Here is a 17,587-nt window from a genome sequence, read left to right on the forward strand (position 1 = left end):
ACGACTCGTGGGCTATTGGTGGTTTGTGTTCGGTCGGCAGGACGCCGGGGAGGGGTGAAAAAGAGTTCCAAAACTAAAACCGCACCCCTTGTAGAATGCGGTCTGTAGCCCGGTCATTTTTCCTGAGTAATGGAACTCCGCAGGCCTTCAACGCCCCGGCCCGCTGGAGTTTGCAAAGCGGTCTTGAAAACCGGCGGACGTTAATAGCGTCTCCAGGGTTCGAATCCCTGGTTTCCCGCCAAGATTTACACGAAAGCCCCGCAATTGCGGGGCTTTTGCGTTTCTGGGGTTTGGTCTAGTCATCAGCTTAGAGGCTGATCGTTTCCGCATCATTGCGGGCGGATATCACGGAGCTGGATCTGGCGAATGCTGACTGCCAGCACCCCATCGGCTTTCTCTTTGGCGGGCTTCAAGCGAAGACGATGAGCGGCGCCTATCCCGCCACATGCAAATCTCCACGATGAGCGATGTGCACCTTGTTGCCATCTGGATCACGCAGGTACGTACCGTAGTAGCCGTCACCATAGTGGGGGCGTGGGCCAGGTTCACCTTCATCAGACCCACCTGCAAGAAGCCCGGCTGCATAGGCGCTATCTACCGCATCTGGAGAGTGTGCAGTAAAAGCCACCATGCTGCCATTCCCTGCTTCGGCCTCATTGCGGTCATAAGGGCTGTACACATAAAAGCGAGGGAGAGCGCAATCTGGCTTGATCCAGCATGCCGAAGGTGGCCCGCCATCAGGGGTTACAGGCCGACGACAGAGCCCCAAGGGGATCAGCACCGCGTCATAGAAGCTAGACGCCTTATCAAGGTCGTTTGTCCCAACGGTTACGTGACTGAACATCCTGTATTCCTGCTTACGAAGGCAAGGCGTTATCGTGTCATTTTGACGGTGGGCGTGTATAGCGGTCGTCGGGTAAGACGTCGAGGGCGAGTCTCGGCTCTCCAAATCGCAGACAAAGAAAAGCCCGCGATGGGGATTAGCGGGCTTAAAGGGATGTTCTCTAGGAGCTGGGGTAACCATAAGCGCCCGAGTGTGAAAGGGATGTGAAAGGATGCGCTCAGTAGGACGCCGCGATCGCCTTGGCGAGTTGCATATCGGACATGAGCGGTGATCTGTAGCTCAATCGATAGTGTCGGGAGGCTTGCTCAAACTGTGCTCCGCGAATCTCGCCGTCCGAACCTATGAACGTCAGTGCGTCAGTCTTGGCGGACTTGAAAATCTTTGGCGGCTCGGTCGTGAGCGATGTGGTTGCCCCAATTAAAATGGTTGGCAAGGAGATGGTGATAAATATTCCTGCAGCGACAGGGTTGACGTTGTCGCCTGATACGGCCTGTGTGCTGACCGATGCCAGCAAGGCGATTGCCAGAGTCTTCCATGAATTCATGCTTCGATGCTTCCACTGCGATCAGAGCGGGCCACGATAGCAGAGCAGGGCGCCTGCCAGAAACAAGAAGCCCGGCGCTGGGCCGGGCTTCGATGAAACAGCGTCAGAACCTAATGATGCTTGTTCTTGTGTTTATGCTTGTTGTTGCCTTTGTGCTTTCTACCATCAGATCGATGATTACTTTCATCGTCCGCCAGGTTGTTTCCCAGCGCGCCACCCGCCGCGCCGCCGAGACCTGCACCTATCGTCGAGCCGGTTGTACCGCCGAGGCGATTACCAATCAGTGAGCCACCCGCGCCGCCGATTCCTCCACCCAATGCAGCTTCCGCTCTATTGCCTCTTTGAGCACCGACAGCACTGCCGGCGGCACCACCTACGCCTGCGCCTACCGCCGCGCCCGTCGAGCCGCCAAGCTGTTGACCTACGATGTTGCCAAGTGCACCACCAACGCCGCCTCCAAGACCGGCTGTGCCATCTCCGGCAGCCATCGCTCCTTGCGCAATGAGGACGCCCAAAAACAGGACGGGCAGTGTCATTTTCATTTTGTGAACCTCTATGGGTTGTCAGCAGGCGCTCACGGTTTAAAGCACGCCTGTCATTGGGACTAGGACAAAAGTTTGAAGTTCTTTGCGGGCGGTGCCTGCAGGTGAATAGTTGTAACAAGATATAAGCGTACCGCCTTCACCTCATCCTCGCACCCCATAGAAGTGGTTCAGCACTATCAGCTCAAACACCGCCACAATGGCGCACAGCGCAATGAAGCCAGGGCTGAAGACTCGCTTACGATTGGATGCGCCTGCGTCCAACCAGCCTGTGTCGCCAGCGTCAGGAATGGCCATAAGCAGCGTCAGCCAGGCAATGACCCCGACCTTGCTCCAAAAGCTCTGATTTCGCCATGCTGTCATGCGTTAAGTGTTATCCCTGAATGCCACCGCCAGTCCACTTTGGGCGTCTACGGCTCGTGATACAAGCACATTCCCTTCTCGTTACTTTCATCGGCAGCGCTGAGCGCTCGAGCCGCCAAGGCCATCGTTTCACGGTATTGAACCTCGAGCACCGAATGGGCGTAGGCGGTACTGACCTGCATGCTGTTGGCCGTGAGCGGGTTGTTTTTGTGTCGCCGTAGAGCGTATCCGCGCTAAGCTTTGGCATTTTGAAATATTTGAAATCGAACACTATTGGAGCGTTAAAGCATGGAAGTGAGCACCCCTCAAAGCGAGTACCGAAAGCCAGACAACTTGGCCGGATTGGGGCGGCGGTTGGGCGGTCAGTGGATTGATTCCTTAATCACCTTTGTTATTTTATTTGCCGTGGGAAGAGCCGCTGAGTTTGTGGGTGTCTCTCCAGACGCGGTCGGGATTCTGGCTATAGGGTCCGCCGCGGCGTATTACCTGTTTTCAGACGCCATGCCCAATGGTCAAAGCGTGGGTAAAAAACTGCTGGGGATGTCAGTCATTGACGAGCGCAGCCACCTTTATTGCAATCTGTATCAATCGTTTATGCGCAACATCACTACGCCTGTTTTGAGCTTTTTGGACTGGATTTTTATTTTCTTTGGCTCACGCAAACGCCTAGGCGACATGCTCGCGTCCACGATAGTGGTCCGGTTGAAATAGCTGCGACCGTTGCTGCAAAAAAGAAGGTTCTTGAGATTGAAGTAAAAGCAAGCAGCACTGTCGAACAGGGACTGATCGCCAGGCACATGCCATTGCACACTGAGAACGCTGAACTACTCTGATTGGAGGCGTTCGTATCGCGATCATCGTTTTTTTGATAGGGCACCATGGATAAGCGTCTCGCAGGTCTATCATTTTTGCTCACCCTCGGATGGGTTGCCACCGTGATAGCTGTAATGTGGTACTTCTACGACAAATAGTCTAAAGGCCAGAATCCACTTCTGGCTCCTCAATTGCTCAGGCCGCTGCAGGCACGAACAACACGTGTGAAGCACCGGCGATCAATTGAGAGAGGCGCAGCATCTTCTGCTCCATCATGGAGCGCGGCGCTTTACTTCACGCCACGATGTCAATTATGGACGTCGCCTCCGCTTTTAGATAATAGTGCAGTGGTCCCAGCGTTTACTTGTAAGCCTCAGAAAACCAGCGTTGCGCCAACTTCACCTTGATTGCCAGGTCCTCTTTGGACTTCTGGCATTCGAGTGCTCGCTGCTCAGCGCTCGGGATGGCCGGCCAATTGCGCTCCCCTCGGGAGACGACTTGTTCATAGCCTTCATCGTATTCCGCGCTTGGCCCTGCAATCAGCTTGGATGCCTTTACGTAATCGGCAACAAGATCGGCGGGCAGCGTCCCGCAGGTGAATTGCGCCCGGGAGTACATCAAGCCATCGCTTGCCCCAAGTACCTTCCCGTCACCAGGTTGAGTGGCTGCAACGGATAGCGTGGGGTGGGCGAGCAACATAACGACCAGCAAGGTGCGTCCGTTCATTTGAAATATCCTTAACAATCACCGGTTTTATGACCGCGTGGCGATTCAATTCAGCAGTTGAACACCGGCGCATAACGCTCTTCACGCTTTTTAAAGTGAATCGGCGCCATGGGGACTTTTTCGCCATTGACGAAGATGTCCGGGAAGGTCAGCGTAAAGTCGTCCATGTCACCTTTACCCAAGGGTGTGCCTTGAGTGTCGGAGCTGGATATTTGCGCGGGGTCGAACCCTGTTTTCAACTGCTCGACGCTGACCCGGTAAGTCCGCCCGGATGCCAATTGCACGCTCACTTCAGGCGATGCGGCACTTACCCAAAGCGGCGTTTTTGTGTAGCCCTGGCTCGGTTTATAGAGGCGTCCGAACAGGCGAAGTTCGCTGTCGGTTGACTTCACATTGCCTGGCCAACTGCGCGTGCCCGGTGGCGCCACATACACCAGTACGCGAACCCAGTTGAGTTTCTCTGGTTGTGCCGTAAAGCTCATGGCCGCGTGTGCACCGGGGCAGGTACGTGAGAGCAAGGCATTCTGGCCCACAGCAGACTCCGGATGCAGATAAGGCCCGGTGCTGCAGCCCGCAACCAGTGCCAATAGCGAGCACAGGAGATATTTGTTCATCGGGCAATTCCTTTGCTGTGGTGATATGGCGCCCATTAAAGCATGTCTATCGTATCGGGCTGCACGCAGCAGGCAGCCAAAGAGCAGGCATAAAAAAGCCCGCAACCGCGGGCTCTTCTCACATCAAATTTCGACTTACTTGAACAAACCACCGATGGCATTAATCGCATCCGCAGCCTTGTTCACGTTTTGCTGGTGTTGTGGGTTGGTATCCACCTGTGCCTGAGTGTTGTAGCGCGCGTTACTGCAGCTTTTATTGGTTTGCGTCAGGGCCGCCTGAAAGGCTGTCGCGCGCAAGGTATCGCCTTTGGCGTTGGCTGCATTAAGGTTGGCCTGCAGATCGCGGATCTGCTGCTGGCAGGAGGCGTTGTTGGTAGTGGTGTTGACGGTGTTGTTGCTGCTGCCACCCAGGGCGGAGGACAGGGCGCCGGTCAGGGCCGTCAGGTCGGCGGCGTGGGCGGGCAGGGTAAACAGGCTGAACAGGGCGGCGGCGGGTGCGAGTTGGGTAAGACGCATGGCAAACCTCAATGTTTGATTGCCTGCACAGGTGTCAGCGCCCGAGCTGGCGCAGAGCAATATCCGTATAAGAGTGAGCGCTCGGGTGGAGGTAAATACTATTGGGGCTTTTTTTGTGCTTCAACACTGGCGTTGCAGAAGTGTGAATGCTTTCACGTTGTTGGCGGGTCATGACCTGGGCTGTCTACACCACTAACAGCTCGGCCCGCACAAAGAAAAGCCCACGATGGGGGCGCGGGCTTAAAAGGTGTTCACTTAGGAGCTGAGTTCAGGCTAGGCGCGCCACTGTGAAAACCGCGTGAAAACCGTGTGTGTATTATGTTTTTTGCACCCGGGCATCATGCTCACGTACTGAGCACAATCCATCGTTTCGTGCCGGGCCTGCGACCGTTTTGCTATTGGAGGACGCGGTATAAGATCGCTTTCAGAGCGGCACCCGCCTTATCTTGCCGCTCAATGCCACCACCGTGTCGCTAGGCGTCGGGATGTGCCGACCGGTCAACCCCATGCCTTCGCTGACCAGTACGGCGCCCGGCACCACGCATAAGTTGGACGGCGTATCCAGGCCGCGCACCAGCACTTCGACCTTCCGTGTGAGCAGGTCGCAACGCAGCAGGCGACCACTGAACCGAGTAAAGCCGCCGTGCAGCGCCTCGCCGCTCCAGTCCGGCAGCAGCGGTTGTTGCAGGTGGCTGCACAGCTCCAGCACCAGCAACCCGCCGCTTGGGCACAACGCCAGGCCGGTGGGCAATTGCAGGCCACGAATCACCACCTCGACTTGCCCGCTGGCCGGATACACGCGAATCACCTGGCCGGCAAAGTCGGCGAAGTCGATGCCCTTGCGCGTCGGATCACCGTGCAGCTCGCCAGAGAACAGGCTGATCAGCACGGCGTCCGTCTGCGGTTCGTACACCAGTGTCACAGGCACGGCGTCATGGCCCTGATCGAGTTCCGGCAGTTGCGCGAGCACCCGTTCGTCCCGGCCTTCAGTGAACTCCACCAGTTGATTGGTATCCGGTTTTACCGCCAGCCAGCTGTGGCGCGTTGGGTGGTAGCACAGCGCATTCAAATTGCCTCGACTGTGGAACACCGGCTCAGGCGGGTTGTATTGCAGATCGAGCAGTTGCGAGCCACCGACATAATCCGTCAGGCTGGCCAGGCAACGCCCCTCACCGCAGGCGATGTCCGACACGCCCATGATTTCATCGCGCAGCATGCGCGCCTGCATGTTCATGCTGCGAAAGCCATGGGCGATGACGTCGCCGGGCAAATATTCACCAGGCCGTGCAGGGTCGGGTTGCAGGTGGCTGATGCGGCCGCTGAACGGTTGGTCCGCCAGGCCGGAGCCGGCTTCGGCCAGCAGCAGGCTGCCGTCGTCTTGCAGGCACAGGCCGCGCGGGTTGAGCAGGCCCTCGGCGATCAGTGTACTGGGGCGCAGCGCCTCAATGGGCTGCGCCGGGATATGCAAGGTCATGGGCTGTGCTCCTATTGCGGTGGCTGCCATGGGCTGCCGGTGAGGTAGGCGCGCAGCAACGCACGCTGGGCCGGCGACATCGAGCGCACGACCGGCATGAACAGCGTGGTGCCTTTATAGGCGTCCGAGGTGCGCGCCAAAATCGCGTTTTTCGCGGCCATGATCGCGTCGGGCTGGTTGAGCGGCACATAACGCGACATGGCGGGGAAGGCCAGGTAGTGAAAGCGCAGCACGTTCGGGTAAACCTGCGCCCAGGAGATGGTGCTGCCCTTGGCGATGCCGAAATCGGTCTGGGCGTATTTGCGCAGGTTGGTGAAGAAGGCGCCATCGCCCACGCCATTGGCCGTGCAGGTCAGCGCGACAAAACCGGCCTGGCCGGCACTGCCGCTTTTGAGCGTGACCGGGAAGCTCACCGTCTGTTGCCCGGCATTCACGGTCAGCGAAGTAGGAAAGTTAAGGAAGTCAAAGTACTGCTTTTGACCGTAAACCCCCGGCGCGCTGGCTGCGAGGCTCACCTGGGTGGCGCTGGGGACCGGCCCGCCCAGGTAGCTGACCCGCAAGGTGATGGTCAGGCCATCGGGGTAATCCTCCAGGTACACATTGCGCTGGTCGGCAGACACCCGGTACGTCGCTTCGGTGGCGTTGAGTTTTTTACCATTCACTGCATTGGGCGCAGTGATGTTCAACGCCGTGGTTCGCACGGCTTGCTGTTGGCTGGTACTCAGGGGCAGGTCGACGATGCCGCCGTACACGTAGTAATTGACCAGCGGGCTGGCGGCGGGGTTGAGCGTCGTCAGCGGCGCGGCACCGGCGGCAATGGTCACCGGCCCGTAATTGGCATTCGGCCCGATGGGGCTGGTGATGTCATCGCGCACGGCGCGGAAGGTTTGCTTGGGGATGACATTGACCATATCCAGGCTCAGCAAGCCGTTGTTGCCCAGCGCCGCGTAGGCGGCATTGCCCGTGGCCTGGTTGACGATCTGGCGGCCTGGCTGGCAGCCCGGCAACTCGCCGGCAAACACCGGCGCCAGGGTGCCGATCACCCGGCCGATGCTCGGGTTCGGCGTGTATTTACCGGCGGCGTAATCGGCGTCCAACTGCGCCGTGGTCATCTGCGGGCACATCTCGAACATCACAAAACGCAAGACAATGCCCGTCGCTCCCGGCGCCTGGATAATCGCCTTCAGGCCTGCGCTGTTCTGGTTCCAGCTGACGATACTGCTCAGCGGGAAGGTCAACTGGAACGTGCCACTGGCATGGAACGAGCCCGGTGCGTCCATTTTTGCCGGGTCGAGCACGCGGGTGGTCACGTCGTAACTGCTGCACACCGCATTGTTGCGGATCAGCAACTGGATATTGTCGTTGCCACCAATTTGCAGGCCACCCACAAAGATCTGCGTGGTGGTCGAGGCGCTGGGGTCCAGGTCCACCATCATCGGGCCGGAGACCGGGCCCTGGCCGGTCACCGGGTCTACCGAACCGAGCAGGTACACCGGCTGGCCAATCATGTCGCCGGTGGTGCTGATGTTGCCCGGCACACCTTGGGAGCTGATCAAGGCGTTCTGCATGTCCACCACATGCTGGCCGTAATGGTTCCAGCCGCCGGCCGTGTAGTAGTTGCCCGCCGGCGCGTTGATCATGTTGTTCAACTGGTCATCGGTATAAGACTGCGCACCCGGCGCCAGGGTCGAGGTGGTCAGGTCAAACAGCGGCCAGTTCGGGTTCCCATTGAACGGGATGGTCGGCGAGTTGTTCGGCAAGCTCACGTCCGTGCGGATGCCGCCCCAGAAATTCAGTCGTGGTCCATTGAGGATGCTCATGGTCTATTCCTTGTCCGTGGCGTGTGGGGTGACAGGCGGGTTGGCAAATTTGAACAGGTAAGAGAAATCAGACTTGAACGGGCTCTTCACCGGCGTCGCCATGGAGTGGCAATTCATGCAGCTGCCGTTGGGCTGGATATAGCTCTCCATGGTCACGTTGGCCGACAGCGCCGGTGTCGGCTGGCCCAACGGGTTGCTCGGGTTGTTGGGCATCAGCGGGCGCTGGGTGGTGATGAGCTGGTAGTACTTCAAGACGCTGCGTTGCAGGCCGGGGTTGGCCTGGTAGTTGGCATTCACCCAGCCTGTGGCGTCGGCAAGCGGCGTGACGCGGTTAAGCGGGTTCGGCGTCTGGAACGTGGTGCCGGGCTTGGGCACACAGACCAGTTGCGTGCCCTGGGTCTGCCAGTTGCACGGCGATTGGTTGAGCGTGGCGGCCGGGGCCACAGGGTTGTAGTAGGAGTACGCGGTACCGGACACCGGTTGATCGACCCACTGGCCATTGACCTTGGCCTTGGGCGGCACGTTTTCGATCTGCTCGAAGGTCGACCAGATCCACTGCGGGTAGCCATTGACCTTGGTGATGATATGCAAGCCCACCAGCCCCAGATACGCCTCGGTCACCCCGGTGCGTTGGCCCTGGTTGTTGAAGGTGGCCACGCGCGCAATCTGGGTGAGGTAATGGCTGGCGTTGTCCCTGGGCGTGAGGATGCGCCAGCTCGATTTGATCTCGATCACCCCGTTGGGAAAGCTGATGTTATTGGCCTTGGACACCACATTCGCGTTGTAGAAGCGGTTGCCGACAATGTAGTTATAGGACGCCTGGTTGGCCGAGATATCGTAGTAGGTCGGGTTGCCCGCCTGGTCGATCAACCAGCCGCCGACCGCCTGGTCGATGGAGTTGACCAGCGAACTGTTCTTCAGCGCGGCAATATTGATAATGCCCAGGCTGCGGGCCGTCAGCGGGCTGTTCCACGGCCCGGGGTTGGCGGCGCCGGGCAGGAAGATCTCACTGACGGTCTTGTAGGTTTGCCACACGGTGTAGCCCGAATCCCCCGGCTGTTTGTTGCAATTGGGCGTGCCGCGCTGCCCGTCCTGGGCCGGCCAGTTCAGGGCGACAAACATCTGCCAGCTGTATTGATCGAACTGGTCCTGCGGCGCGTTGGCGGCGGGTGCGCTGGTGGGTGGTTGGCAATTGAGCTGGTTGGCCAGCAGCGACGGCTGCGGTGCTTCGCGCGCCAGGGCCGGCAGGCTGACCAGCCCCAGCAGCATCACACTCAGTAGGGTTTTCATGATGATTATCCTCAAGGCTTGCGCTGCATCAGTTGGTTCCACTGCGCGTTATGGCCGTTGCTCTGGGACGCCGGCGGCTCGAACAACTGGCACGGCGGCGGGTTCGACGGGCACATGGCGGCCACTTGGTCCCAGGTCTGTTTCGGGTCGGGTTTGGCGATACGGAAGTTGGTGTAGTTCTGGCTCACGATCGGCGCATTGGCCACGCTGGTGTCCCCGGAGAAGAAGAACGACTGCGGCGAGCGGTAGGGCGGTGCGCCGGTCTGGCGCTTGTTAAAGGCATACCCAAACAGGATCGGCCCCGCCGGTGATTGCAGGTCGAGGGCATAGGCCTGCACGCTGGCGTTGAGGTTTTTGCTGCGCTCGGCGCTGTAGGGCAGGTGCTTGATAAAGTCCTGGCGCGGCGGGTGGTTCATCGGCGAAAACATGCAGCAGGCCGGCATGTCTTTCGGGCGGTCCTGCGGGTAAGTCAAAAAGTACGCCTTGTTGCCCAGGGACACGAACGAGCAGGTGTAGTTGTTGTTCTTGATCGGGAAGATCGGCAGGCAGTATTTCTCGTAGTGCTCCATCGTCGCACCGAAGCCGTCGCCATCCGGCGGGATATAGGTGGTGTCGTAGTAGCTCGTCCCGCGCGAGACCGTGTAGTCGGCAGGTGTGAGGGTAGAGGGTGGGTTGCTGTAGGGCGGCGGGTTTTTCGCGTAGTTGTTGGTGACCCGGTACATGGTCCAGTCGCTGATCCATTGCGCCGGGAAAAACGGATCGGACGGCTCGCCGGGCATGCGTTTGGCGATGCAGTTGCCGTTCTGCGCATTGCACCCTTCGCTGTTGTGCACACCATTGGTGAAGTACACGGCGCCGCTGTCGTCGGCGGCAAACGCGGCGGGGCTGAGCAGCACAAGCAGCAGCAACAGTCGGCTCAAAAGGCGGGTGTTCATGGGGCACTCCTGTGGGGTGCCGGGCAGCCGTGAGGCCACCCGGCGTTCCTGTGTGTGGCTTAGTGGTAGTCGCTCATGCTCAGTTGCACGGGTGGGTAGTTGCGTTTCACCAGGGCGTTCGCCCACAGCTCCAGCACGGCTCGACGGCTTTGCGGCATGTCCCGCGTGATGGGCATCGCCAGGGTGCTTTCTTCCTGATAGGGCTTGCTGATCAACACAATCAGCTGGTCCACCGCGCCCTCAATGCGCGGCAGGGAATTGAGCGGCATGAACTTGCTCATGATCGGGTACAGGTAATAGAACGGCTGGAGGATGAAGGGATAGATGAAGGTCTCCCAGATCAGCTGGCCGGCGTTTTCGCGCTGATAAATCAGGTTCCAGGCATCCACGAAGTTCTGCTGCAACTGCGGCTCCAGCGGCAGCACCCGCAGCGGCGCGAGGAAGTCGGTGAAGGCCGTGGGCAGCGGGAAGCTGAACGGGATCGCCGGGGCCTGCTGACCTTCCTGCACAAAGAAACGCAAGGTCGGAAAACCCGGAGCCTGGGCGGTGACGGTCAGGTTGGCGATGCCGTTGGCGTCGGTCTGGATCTTCGCCAGGCTGTATTGCACCGTGCTGTTGAGCGGGTCTTGCAAGGTGCCCTGCATGGCGATGGGGTTGGCGAACGTGAGCGTCGGGCTTAAGGCGACGGCAGCAGGCGTCGGCAAAAATTCCTGGTAGGTCACCGGCGTCATTTGATCGGCCGACACCGCCAGCCGCGTGGCCATCAATTGGCGGCCGGTGCCCTCGGTCACGTGACTGCGCAGCGGGGTTGCGCCTTGGAATTGCGGCCAATTGGCGCTGTTTTTAGTCAGGTTGGCCGGGTCGTTGTTAAACAGCGTGAAGTTCGCCGCGTTGCTGAAAGCCAGGTAATAATCGGTGGTACACAGCATGTAGGCATTGCCGTATTCGGCCACCCACAACGTGGTGCCGGCGGGTGCGGGCACGCCGTCGTATTGCACCATCACTTGCAGGGTTCTGGTGTCACCCACGTCGATAAAACTCGCGCTTTCGACGACTTCGGCGGTCCACATCTGCTGGGTCGCGGCGATCACGGGCGTGGTGCCGGGCTGTTGCAGTTCCAGGGTGCCGGTTTGCAGGAGTGCCTGGGCGTCCACGCCCAGCGGCAGGTCGAGGATGCCCGAGCGTTTGTCGAAGGCCGCCTGTTGATAATCGTCATAACCAAAACTGGCCAGCGGGCTGAATTGCGTGCCCTGGCGGACGCCGATCTGGTAATTGCCGGCCTGGAATTTGGCCGCAACCGGGATGTCCGCCGTCTTGTCGACCGGGTAGAACGGGAAGGCATTGCCCAGGTCCAGCGACAAGGTGTTGTCGTGGGCCTGCGCCGAGATCACCCCGAGTTGCGCCTGGGTGGCCGCGCCCGGCGAGGTCTTGTAGATGGGCACCGCGCCTGCCGGCACCAGGCGCCGGCCGGCGGGGGCGGTGGGGAACTCATCGTCGAGCCACAAGCCCAGGGTGCCGACCGTGCGGCTATAGGCCGGGTTGAAGAAAATATCGCCGACGTTATCCAGCCCCTGTTGGTACATGGCCTGCACCTGAGCCTGGGCTGCGGCGCTGGAAGAGTGAGTGTCGATCGGCGGGTAGTTGTTGAGGATGCCGTTCTTGTCGTAGCACGTCAGGTAGGTCGAAAAACGGAACATCAAGCCCTTGGCATTTTGCTGCGCCATCTGGGTTTGCAGGTTTTGCAGCAAGGCCGAATTACCGATCACCCATTCCAGGTTCTCTTTGGGGAAACAGGTTTGCCAGGTGGTGGTCACGTAGGCCAGGCCGCCGAGGTTGGCCCAGTTGAAGTTGAGGAAACGGTCGAGCATGCGGTACTGGCGATTGAGCGTCAGGCCGCACGCGGCATTGCCCAGCACCAGCTTGTCGAAGTACAGCGCGGTGAAGATATTCTGCCAGGGGCTCACGTCAACAAAGCGCGCCGGCGAGCTGGGCGCACCGCCGAAGGGGTTGCCGAGCAGCTGGAAGCTCTGGTTGATCAGCGGGTCCTGGCTCACATAACCACCGCCCGGCAACTCACCGCCCGGCAACTCACCGCCGGTGATCACCGATTGGGTCTGGTTGTAGCTCACGGTGCCGCAGGCATTGTCACCGAACAGGTTCCACTCGCCGGGGATCATCGGCGTGGTCAACTGCGCGGCGTTGCCCGGCACCTGCATCACGTAATCGGGCACGCTGGCGGGCGGCAGCGGGGCGATGGTCCAGGGCAGCAAGGTGCTGGCGGCGTTCAACGGGGTGATGTCGAAGGCCTTCAAGAACGGCCAGTTCATCTGCATTTTTACCGCATCGTACAGCGGGTACATGTCGTTGTTGTTGGCGGTCGGCGGGTTCCAGAACATATGGCCGCCCAGGTAGATACGCGGGAAATTCAAGACGCTCATGTGAGGCTCCTTAGCGTTGCCACTGGGCGCGTTTGAGCGACCAGACAAAGTCCAGTTTGTGGTAGCCGACAAAGTCGGAGGCGGGCAGCGGCGCGGTGGGGTAGACGATGCCGCCGTCTTTGTTCAAGGCGAAATTGAAGTAGCCCTGCTTGGGCGAATAGGCCGCGGTGCCATGGCAGGCAAAGCAGGAAGATTCGCTTTGGAACGCCGATTCCAGCTGGGAGTTGGCGAGCAAAGTGGGCGTGGTATTCGATTGCACACCGATCAGTTCGTATTGCGCCAACGCCGGGTATTGCGCCTGGAAGGTGGCGTTCACCGGCTGCGCCGCCGCTGTCGGCCCGGTGCTGTTGGTCATCGGCGCGGCGGGTGCGGCATTGGTCACCGTGTACTGGCTGTTGTTACGGTTTTCGAAGGTGGTCCACACCCAGTCCGGGTTCAACTTGTTGATCACATGCAAGCCGCTCAACGCCGCATAGCCGACCTGATACTGCTTGCCCTGTTGGTAGTAGGCCTGGGCAATGTAGTAACCCTGGCTGGCCAATTGTTGCTGGTAGGCCGTGTCATTACCGATCCACAGCCACGCGGCTTTCAGCTCCCAGGCAGTGGAGGGGAAGTTCAGGTCGCTGGTGAGTGCGGCCTGGCCATTCACGTTGTAGACCTTCTGCTGCAGGATGTAGTTGAAGGTGTCCTGGCCCATCAGCAGTTGGAAGCGCACTGCCTGGCCTTTCTCGGCCGCCGGCACCTGGCCGCCCATTTGCAGGATCAGCCCGTCCACCTGTTGCGTGGCGTTGAGGTTATGCAAGATGCGGTTGGGGTTCATGCCCATCGCCTGGGCCTGGGTCAGCACGGCGGCGGGTGGCGGCACGCTTTGGCCATAGGGCAGCGGTTGGGCGCCGTTAGGCAGGTAGACCTGGTCCGACGGTTTCAGGGTTTCCCAGACCCGGTCGGGGCTTTGCGCGCCGGCGGGCTGGTTCAGGCAGGCAAACCAGTTCCAGGCCAGGGTGTCGGGGCCTTGGGTGAAGGCGGCCCGGGTGGCGTCGATATTGCCTCCAAACTGCAAAAAGTTGCTGCAGTCGAAGGGGTTGGTGTCCTGTGCCTGGGCCAATCCGGCCAGGGCACTCAGGACCGTTATAGATAAGGCTCGCCGCATGAAAGCTCCTTGGCATTCGCCAGTTCGAGGTGAGGGCGCCCCAGGAAGTGCTCCAGGAGCAGTTGCTTGACTGCCGTCGCCGCCAGTTGCTGCGGCAACGCCAGGTCGCAATTGGTGATCAGCAGCGGGCCGGTCTGCGCGCTGGTGGGCAGGCGGCCATGGCTGCCACGAACTAACCCCGTGTCCAGTGGGATCAGGTCCATGTAGTAGCGAAAACCGAGCTTTTTTTGCAGCAGGCGGCGCGCCACTTTGAGCTTGGGCAAGCGAATCGCCGGGTCGATAAACAGCTCCACCGGGTCGTAGCCGGGCTTGCGGTGAATGTCCACGGTGCGCGCAAAATCCGGCGCTTTGCGCTCATCCAGCCAGTAGTAGTAATCGAACCAGAACCCCGCAGCGGCCACGGCCACCAGCTCGCCGCTGCGGGGGTGGTCGAGCTGCCAGGCGCGTTGCTCGGTCTTGTCCAGCACCTGCTCGATGCCGGGCTGGCGCTGCAACAAGGCTTTAACGCGCGGGATGTCTTGCGCGTGCTTTACGTAAACATGCGCGACCTGATGGTCCGCCACCGCAAACGCCGCGCTGGCGCCGGGGTCGAGCAATTCCCAGCTCAAGGATTGGCGCACCTGCAACAGACCTCCGGCGCGCAGCACGCGGTTGATCGACACCGACTGCGCGACGGCTTCGATGCCGTACTCAGACAGCAGCATCACCGCCGCGCCCTGGGCCTCGGCGAAGGCCAGCAAACGCCCGACTTCGTGGTCGATGGCGCGCACTTCATCAGCAATCGACGGGTGCTCAGGCCCCACGCGCTGCAAGCTGTAATCAAGGTGCGGCAGGTAGATCAATTGCAGGTGCGGCCGGCTGATCTGGAACTCGGCCATGGCGCACTCGACAATCCAGCGGCTCGACGCGATGCCCGCCGCCGGCCCCCAAAAACCATGGAAGGGGAACTCGCCAATCTGCGCCTCGATCTGCTCATGCAAACCGGGCGGCGACGAATACAGGCCAAATTGCTTGCGCCCGTCGGCCGGGTAATGCGGGCGCGGCGTGATGGAGGCGTCCACGTCGGCGTACATGTTGTACCACCAGAACAGCTGGCTGCAGCGAAAACCCGGCATTTCACGCTTGAGGGTGTGCCAGACCTTTTCGCCCTGGATCAGCGCATTGGGTTGCAGCCAGAAACGCACTTCGGCCTGGTCGCGAAAGTACCAGCCATTGCCGACGATCCCATGCTGCGACGGCGGCGCGCCGGTGAGGATCGAGGCCTGCACCGTGGACGTCACGGCGGGGAACACCGGTTGCAGGCTGGCCATCTTGGCGGTCTTGAGCAGCGCGTTGATCTGCGGCGTCGCCTCACCCAGCAGCGACGGCGTCAGCCCGACCACATTGATCAGCAGCAGCGGTTGCTCAGAGCGCATCGGCATACGCCTCCTGCATCAGGGTTTGCAGCAGGTTGCGCTGGCGCAATTGGCCCTCGACCCAGCGCAGCTCGGCGGCGATGCCTTCCAGCTGCGCCTGTTGCGTGGTGGGCCGCAGTTGCGCGGGCAGCACGCCCCAGCTGTAGGTTTCCACCTCCAACACCGGGCGAAACTCGGGGTGGGCGGCCAGGTAGTCGAAGGTCTGGGCCAGGGCCACCTGGCTGCCGCGCAGCTCGGGCAACAGCAGGTGTTCGCTGAACAGCGGGATATGGAAGTGAATGCGCAGCTCGTTGAAGCCGGCGCACGCTTGCAGGGCCGCCGGCAGGTCGGGCCAGGCCACACGGCCGCCCTGTGCGTCGAGTGCCTTGACCTGGTGCAGGTAGGTGGCTTCGGCAAAGCTTGCGAGGGTGTCGAGCACGGCTTCGCGCCGCGTGGCATCGTCGGGCGGCAAGTGGCAGATCATCGCGTTGGACAGCTGGATCTTGCCCACCGGCACGCCGGCCGCGCGCAGCCGGTCCAGGGATTGATAACAATCCTCGTACATCACCGCTTGGTGGCACACATCAAAACACAGCGCCAGGTAGGCATGGTTCGGGTCCATGGCCTGCCGGCGCTGGAAGAAGGCGAGGGTCTGCTCGGTGTTTTCCAGCACACAGTCGGGCTCCATCTCCAGGCAAAACACAATGTTCTTGCCGGTTTTGCGGTGCAGCGCGGCCAGTGCCTCCGTGAGTTGGCTGAGGTGTTCATCAGCGCGCAGTTGCCGCGCTTTGCTCCAGGTCGCGGCATAGCCCAGCGGCACCGTGGAAATCACCCCTTGGCGGCAATCGTCGGGCAGGGCGTGGGCAAGGATGTGCGCCAGGTCCAGGCTGTAAGCCAGCCGCTGCGGGTCGGCCCAGCTGGGCAAATACACCTCGGCTTTCACCGCGCCTTTGTGGAAGTCGCCATAGGGAAAACCGTTCAGTGAGGTCAGGCGCACGCCGCTTTGCTTGAGTAATTGCACAAACTGCGTGCGTGCCGAGGCGTGCTGTAATTGCGCCGCCGCCTGGGCGCAGATCCACAGGCCGCTGTCTTGTTGCTCCAGCCCGCGCAAGGTGCGCACACCCTGAAAATGCTCGGTGATGGAGGCGCGCAGCGCGGCCAGGTCACGGGCCGGGTGCACATTGCTGCAATAGCCGATCTGGCTGGCCGTCCAGCCGTTGGCGGCGCTCATTTGACCACCGGGTCCTGGCCACGCAAGGCCGAGTTTTCCTGCCATTGCTTGCGCTGGTCGATGGGCAGCGGCGTGCTCACCAGGGCTTTGTCGAGCTGGCCGCTCTGGGCAAAAAAGTCCACCGGGTTATGGAACAGCACCTGTTCTACCTGGGCTTCACTGAACCCGGCCGCGAGCATCGCCTGGCCGGTCTTGGGCACCTTGAGCGGGTCGCTGATGCCCCAGTCCGCCGCGCTGTTGACCACCATTTTTTCGGTGCCGTATTCCTGCAGCAACGCGACCATGCGCTGCTCCGACATCTTGGTGTTGGGGTAGATGGAATGGCCGCGCCAGCAGTCGCTGTCCAGTACCAGCGGCAAGGTCAGTTCGTTGAGGTGGTCGATGATCACCAGGTGTTCGGTAATCCCCACTTCGCGGATGACGGCGAGGGTGCGTTTGGTGCCGCCGATCTTGTCGCGATGCGGCGTGTGCACCAGCACCGGCAGGTTGAATTGCTTGGCCAGTTCCAGTTGCGCGGCGAGGAAGCGGTCCTCTTCGGGGGTGATGTCGTCGTAGCCGATTTCACCCACCGCCACCACGCCATCCTTGATCAGGTAACGCGGCAGCATCTCCAGCACTTCATTGGCAATCGACAGGTCATTGGCCTCCTTGGGGTTCAGGCCGATGGTGCAGAAGTGGTGGATGCCGAACATGCTCGCGCGAAAGCGTTCCCAACCCAGCAGCGTGTCGAAATAGTCGACGAAACTGCCCAGGCTGGTGCGCGCCTGGCCTTGCCAGAACGCCGGCTCGATGACCCCGGTGATGCCGGCGGCGGCCATGTTCTGGTAGTCGTCGGTGGTGCGGCTGACCATATGGATATGCGGATCGAAGTACTTGAGCATGGTGAATCCTCG

At 60.6% G+C, this 17,587-nt stretch carries 16 protein-coding genes; 1 reads left to right on the forward strand and 15 read right to left on the reverse strand.

From position 1 onward, the window contains the following. Window positions 1-433: 433 nt before the first annotated feature. The 3 genes from ASE80_RS30555 to ASE80_RS30560 all read right to left on the reverse strand — a co-directional run bounded on the left by ASE80_RS30555 (window position 434) and on the right by ASE80_RS30560 (window position 1,930). The gene (locus tag ASE80_RS30555; protein ID WP_330219966.1) at window positions 434-1,024 is read right to left on the reverse strand and encodes a VOC family protein; all 591 of its coding nucleotides are present in this window, start codon (window positions 1,022-1,024) and stop codon (window positions 434-436) included. 37 nt (window positions 1,025-1,061) lie between these two features. Beyond that, window positions 1,062-1,388 carry a DUF2388 domain-containing protein gene (locus ASE80_RS28320; RefSeq protein ID WP_056861818.1) on the reverse strand — a complete coding sequence of 109 codons (327 nt, stop codon included), beginning with the start codon at window positions 1,386-1,388 and terminating at the stop codon, window positions 1,062-1,064. Between the two features lie 110 nt (window positions 1,389-1,498). Further along, window positions 1,499-1,930 carry a hypothetical protein gene (locus ASE80_RS30560; RefSeq protein WP_082463695.1) on the reverse strand — a complete coding sequence of 144 codons (432 nt, stop codon included), beginning with the start codon at window positions 1,928-1,930 and terminating at the stop codon, window positions 1,499-1,501. A gap of 651 nt (window positions 1,931-2,581) precedes the next feature. Between ASE80_RS30560 and ASE80_RS28340 the strand changes: the two genes are divergently transcribed. Then, the gene (locus ASE80_RS28340; RefSeq protein ID WP_056861822.1) at window positions 2,582-3,004 is read left to right on the forward strand and encodes an RDD family protein; all 423 of its coding nucleotides are present in this window, start codon (window positions 2,582-2,584) and stop codon (window positions 3,002-3,004) included. 462 nt (window positions 3,005-3,466) lie between these two features. Here ASE80_RS28340 and ASE80_RS28345 read toward each other — a convergent pair whose 3' ends face one another. The 12 genes from ASE80_RS28345 to ASE80_RS28400 all read right to left on the reverse strand — a co-directional run bounded on the left by ASE80_RS28345 (window position 3,467) and on the right by ASE80_RS28400 (window position 17,575). After that, window positions 3,467-3,832 carry a hypothetical protein gene (locus tag ASE80_RS28345; RefSeq protein ID WP_056861823.1) on the reverse strand — a complete coding sequence of 122 codons (366 nt, stop codon included), beginning with the start codon at window positions 3,830-3,832 and terminating at the stop codon, window positions 3,467-3,469. Between the two features lie 50 nt (window positions 3,833-3,882). Next, window positions 3,883-4,446, reverse strand: coding sequence for a hypothetical protein (locus tag ASE80_RS28350; RefSeq protein WP_056861824.1), 564 nt, complete (start codon window positions 4,444-4,446; stop codon window positions 3,883-3,885). 135 nt (window positions 4,447-4,581) lie between these two features. After that, window positions 4,582-4,962, reverse strand: coding sequence for a DUF1090 family protein (locus ASE80_RS28355; protein ID WP_056861825.1), 381 nt, complete (start codon window positions 4,960-4,962; stop codon window positions 4,582-4,584). A 424-nt stretch (window positions 4,963-5,386) separates the two neighbouring features. Next, window positions 5,387-6,436, reverse strand: coding sequence for a hypothetical protein (locus tag ASE80_RS28360; RefSeq protein WP_056861826.1), 1,050 nt, complete (start codon window positions 6,434-6,436; stop codon window positions 5,387-5,389). Window positions 6,437-6,447: 11 nt separating this feature from the next. After that, on the reverse strand, window positions 6,448-8,256 hold the full coding sequence (locus ASE80_RS28365) for a hypothetical protein (RefSeq protein WP_056861827.1): 1,809 nt from the start codon (window positions 8,254-8,256) through the stop codon (window positions 6,448-6,450). A 3-nt stretch (window positions 8,257-8,259) separates the two neighbouring features. Next, entirely contained in the window at window positions 8,260-9,546 is a 1,287-nt protein-coding gene (locus ASE80_RS28370) for a hypothetical protein (RefSeq protein WP_056861828.1), read from the reverse strand. A gap of 11 nt (window positions 9,547-9,557) precedes the next feature. Continuing rightward, on the reverse strand, window positions 9,558-10,481 hold the full coding sequence (locus ASE80_RS28375; protein ID WP_056861829.1) for a hypothetical protein: 924 nt from the start codon (window positions 10,479-10,481) through the stop codon (window positions 9,558-9,560). 59 nt (window positions 10,482-10,540) lie between these two features. Beyond that, window positions 10,541-12,919 (reverse strand): hypothetical protein, encoded by a 2,379-nt coding sequence (locus ASE80_RS28380; protein ID WP_056861830.1) that lies wholly within the window; start codon window positions 12,917-12,919, stop codon window positions 10,541-10,543. A gap of 10 nt (window positions 12,920-12,929) precedes the next feature. After that, window positions 12,930-14,069 (reverse strand): hypothetical protein, encoded by a 1,140-nt coding sequence (locus tag ASE80_RS28385; RefSeq protein WP_056861831.1) that lies wholly within the window; start codon window positions 14,067-14,069, stop codon window positions 12,930-12,932. Further along, window positions 14,048-15,484, reverse strand: coding sequence for an alkaline phosphatase family protein (locus ASE80_RS28390; RefSeq protein ID WP_111452810.1), 1,437 nt, complete (start codon window positions 15,482-15,484; stop codon window positions 14,048-14,050). The genes ASE80_RS28385 and ASE80_RS28390 overlap by 22 nt, the downstream gene beginning before the upstream one ends. Then, complete coding sequence (eboE, locus tag ASE80_RS28395; RefSeq protein ID WP_056861833.1) at window positions 15,474-16,694, reverse strand: metabolite traffic protein EboE; 1,221 nt, start codon at window positions 16,692-16,694, stop codon at window positions 15,474-15,476. Before eboE ends, ASE80_RS28390 begins: the two co-directional genes overlap by 11 nt. Further along, window positions 16,691-17,575: a TatD family hydrolase gene (locus tag ASE80_RS28400; protein WP_056861834.1), complete on the reverse strand. Its 885-nt coding sequence runs from the start codon at window positions 17,573-17,575 to the stop codon at window positions 16,691-16,693. Before ASE80_RS28400 ends, eboE begins: the two co-directional genes overlap by 4 nt. Window positions 17,576-17,587: the final 12 nt, after the last annotated feature.

The organism is Pseudomonas sp. Leaf15, from assembly GCF_001421425.1.
Classification (GTDB): Bacteria; Pseudomonadota; Gammaproteobacteria; order Pseudomonadales; family Pseudomonadaceae; genus Aquipseudomonas; species Aquipseudomonas salomonii.

Coding starts and splice junctions, on each gene's coding strand:
- ASE80_RS30555 (WP_330219966.1), bottom strand. CDS start 1,024: ATGGTTACCCCAGCTCCTAGAGAACATCCCTTTAAGCCCGCTAATCCC.
- ASE80_RS28320 (WP_056861818.1), bottom strand. CDS start 1,388: ATGAATTCATGGAAGACTCTGGCAATCGCCTTGCTGGCATCGGTCAGC.
- ASE80_RS30560 (WP_082463695.1), bottom strand. CDS start 1,930: ATGAAAATGACACTGCCCGTCCTGTTTTTGGGCGTCCTCATTGCGCAA.
- ASE80_RS28340 (WP_056861822.1), top strand. CDS start 2,582: ATGGAAGTGAGCACCCCTCAAAGCGAGTACCGAAAGCCAGACAACTTG.
- ASE80_RS28345 (WP_056861823.1), bottom strand. CDS start 3,832: ATGAACGGACGCACCTTGCTGGTCGTTATGTTGCTCGCCCACCCCACG.
- ASE80_RS28350 (WP_056861824.1), bottom strand. CDS start 4,446: ATGAACAAATATCTCCTGTGCTCGCTATTGGCACTGGTTGCGGGCTGC.
- ASE80_RS28355 (WP_056861825.1), bottom strand. CDS start 4,962: ATGCGTCTTACCCAACTCGCACCCGCCGCCGCCCTGTTCAGCCTGTTT.
- ASE80_RS28360 (WP_056861826.1), bottom strand. CDS start 6,436: ATGACCTTGCATATCCCGGCGCAGCCCATTGAGGCGCTGCGCCCCAGT.
- ASE80_RS28365 (WP_056861827.1), bottom strand. CDS start 8,256: ATGAGCATCCTCAATGGACCACGACTGAATTTCTGGGGCGGCATCCGC.
- ASE80_RS28370 (WP_056861828.1), bottom strand. CDS start 9,546: ATGAAAACCCTACTGAGTGTGATGCTGCTGGGGCTGGTCAGCCTGCCG.
- ASE80_RS28375 (WP_056861829.1), bottom strand. CDS start 10,481: ATGAACACCCGCCTTTTGAGCCGACTGTTGCTGCTGCTTGTGCTGCTC.
- ASE80_RS28380 (WP_056861830.1), bottom strand. CDS start 12,919: ATGAGCGTCTTGAATTTCCCGCGTATCTACCTGGGCGGCCATATGTTC.
- ASE80_RS28385 (WP_056861831.1), bottom strand. CDS start 14,069: ATGCGGCGAGCCTTATCTATAACGGTCCTGAGTGCCCTGGCCGGATTG.
- ASE80_RS28390 (WP_111452810.1), bottom strand. CDS start 15,484: ATGCGCTCTGAGCAACCGCTGCTGCTGATCAATGTGGTCGGGCTGACG.
- eboE (WP_056861833.1), bottom strand. CDS start 16,694: ATGAGCGCCGCCAACGGCTGGACGGCCAGCCAGATCGGCTATTGCAGC.
- ASE80_RS28400 (WP_056861834.1), bottom strand. CDS start 17,575: ATGCTCAAGTACTTCGATCCGCATATCCATATGGTCAGCCGCACCACC.